The sequence below is a fragment of the Caldalkalibacillus salinus genome (assembly GCF_016745835.1).
Lineage (GTDB): Bacteria > Bacillota > Bacilli > Caldalkalibacillales > JCM-10596 > Caldalkalibacillus_A > Caldalkalibacillus_A salinus.
On the sequence record NZ_JAERVL010000045.1, the window covers coordinates 1 to 2,423 of the forward strand.

Consider the following 2,423-nt stretch of genomic DNA (forward strand, 5'->3'; position numbering starts at 1 on the left):
CTCTATAAAAAATACGTCGACCTTGAAGAGCTAGATGATGTATATGAAATATCAACAGTAGCTTTGTATAAAGGAAAAGAAGTTGCAGTGAGAAAATTCAAGGGTGACATTATAATCTCTCATGGTGATAGAGATTACTGTAAAAAGAATGGGTTCACATACATTGATAGAGGGTACTGGCAAAAAGAGGTAAAGGGAGATGAGTTAGAAAAAGTATGGCACGAGAAAAGTGGTATACTAGGATTTTAGACTAGCTGTATTATAGAACTATTATGATGCACCTAAAGCGAACACGTTAGGCTGTTCACTTTAGGTGTATTTCTTTTCAGAACCAAGCGAAGTTCCAAATGGAACGGTAGGTGATGTCCAAGGTGTGATTGACCGAGTAAGTGCGCCAGGATACAGCTACGAGCAGGAGTGGGAAGAATAAGTTAAAGCCGAAGGCTTTAAGCAAACCGAAATTTTTAAGCTAAAAATCATGCGTGAGCCAAAGAAGAGCCTGTAAATGTCAATCGAATCGAAATGTTATTGCTACCGTAGTCGAAGCTCTAATCATGCCAAGGTCATTCTTATATGATTACAAGTTGCATGATGGGATCAGCGTTAGAGCATATATTGAGCAAACAGTCGGACTACCTTCTATTTCTACAATTAAACTTGAAGCCAATTTCTCTGAAAGGCAGGGCACTACGACTTAAAGCTAGCGCATGCACCGAGTAAGAGTCCAAGTCAGATACTACGAGATGAATTAACCAACGCAAACTTAGGGAAACCTCCTGTCGCGAATCCGATAACAGGTTGGAATGCTCATCACATTGTAGCTGCTGGAGCACAGGATCCAGCTGCGATTAACTCAAGAGTTCTCTTAGAAAAATTCGACATAGATTTTAATTCTGCCGCGAATGGTATACGGCTTCCAAAAATAAAAGGATGTTCTCACTATAACCTCCCTGACTATGATGGTACTATGTTAGTAGTGGCCACTCATAATGGGGGGCATACAAAGAACTATTATGAATATGTCTACAGAAGGCTTTCTGAAGTTGTAAAACGTACGAATACCTATACCCTGACCATTTAGAGTTATATCGCCAAAAAGGATTAGAGGTATTACAATTAATAAAAGAAGATTTACTTAATGGTAAACTGTTTATCGGTAAGTTTGATCACAACCAAGGAGAAATGTTGATGAAAATTTGGCTTCTCAATAACAATATTGATGGATATGAATACTTTGGATACAAAAACGAAAAAGATGCAAAAGTATTCACCTTTGGATTTCGAGGAAATAGAATGGCGGATCAATGGGAAAAAGTTGAGTTAGTAACTTACGAGAATGGCAAGGAATCTGACTTCCCAGGATTCCCCACACCCATATTCAGTAGTACGGCTAAACAGGTATTAGATGAAATTATAAGTGGAGCTGTGGAATTTCTACCTATATACCATAAAAATGGAACGTATTATGCTCTCAATGTTATAAATATAGTTAACGGTTTAGATTACAATAAATCACTCTTAATAAGAGACAAAGAATTAGATATTGTAAACGATGTTAAACGATATTCTTTTATTGAAGATGTAGTAAGAGTTGAGTCTATATTTAAATTACCTGAATTTAGAGCAACAAGGATCTTCGTCACAGATCTCTTCAAAAAGCGTGTTGAAGAAACTGGACTCGTAGGGTTTGAATTCCATGAAGTTTGGGACTCAGAAAAGGACTACTCTCTTGAAGAGGCAGAGAAAGCCTTACCGACAATTCACCCAATTGAGGACGAGTATTACTCCTTTGATATCGCTTGGAAAATGGCCGAACAGGGAGAAGTTGCTGCCGCAAGTGGTGAATGGAAGATAAAGAGATCCAAGAATGGTCAGTATATGGTCATTGGTAAATGGACAGGAACACGCTATGACTATTTTCTTCCACACTATGTGCCACCTATACTTCTCGAGATGAAGTGGAAAATCGTGAAAATAGAGTATTAAGCAGAAGATAAAATCATAAGCAAGTATCAATATGGGAAAGGCAACGTTATGAATAATTCATAATCTGCCATCACTCTTATTCGGTACTCACAAGAGCAAGGAGCATGATGTGAAATAAGCTAAAACAATAAAAGAATCCACTCAACCATTGGGTATAACACGCCTAATGAATATGAGCAAATGTTCAACAAAATGACAGCCTAAATTTATTCTAAATTTTGGTGCAAATATGTGTCTACAAGTTTGACATAGTATCAATCAAACAGTGATGAAAATCTTATATCTTCACAGATGATTATTACGACCCGAGACTAGGAGATAAACTAATCAAAGCATTTGCGATAGAGGCTATCAAATCAACATTATTCATTGGAGGGTATAAGTAATGGTAGAAGAGTATTCAGTATCTAGTAATTGTTATTTCGATAAGCAAAAAA

3 protein-coding genes are annotated in these 2,423 nt (G+C 37.0%); all 3 read left to right on the forward strand.

Going from position 1 to position 2,423, the window contains the following annotated elements; translation table 11 throughout:
* A partial coding sequence (locus tag JKM87_RS17560; RefSeq protein WP_236838939.1) for a hypothetical protein occupies nucleotides 1–249 on the forward strand: 249 nt, incomplete at its 5' end.
* A gap of 541 nt (nucleotides 250–790) precedes the next feature.
* Nucleotides 791–1,081 (forward strand): AHH domain-containing protein, encoded by a 291-nt coding sequence (locus tag JKM87_RS18280; protein WP_419761873.1) that lies wholly within the window; start codon nucleotides 791–793, stop codon nucleotides 1,079–1,081.
* Between the two features lie 107 nt (nucleotides 1,082–1,188).
* Nucleotides 1,189–1,986, forward strand: coding sequence for an imm11 family protein (locus tag JKM87_RS17570; RefSeq protein ID WP_202081757.1), 798 nt, complete (start codon nucleotides 1,189–1,191; stop codon nucleotides 1,984–1,986).
* The last annotated feature ends 437 nt before the right edge of the window (nucleotides 1,987–2,423 follow it).

Bases quoted from the DNA above. Each gene is read 5' to 3' on its own strand.
- JKM87_RS17570 (WP_202081757.1), top strand. From the start codon at position 1,189: ATGAAAATTTGGCTTCTCAATAACAATATTGATGGATATGAATACTTT.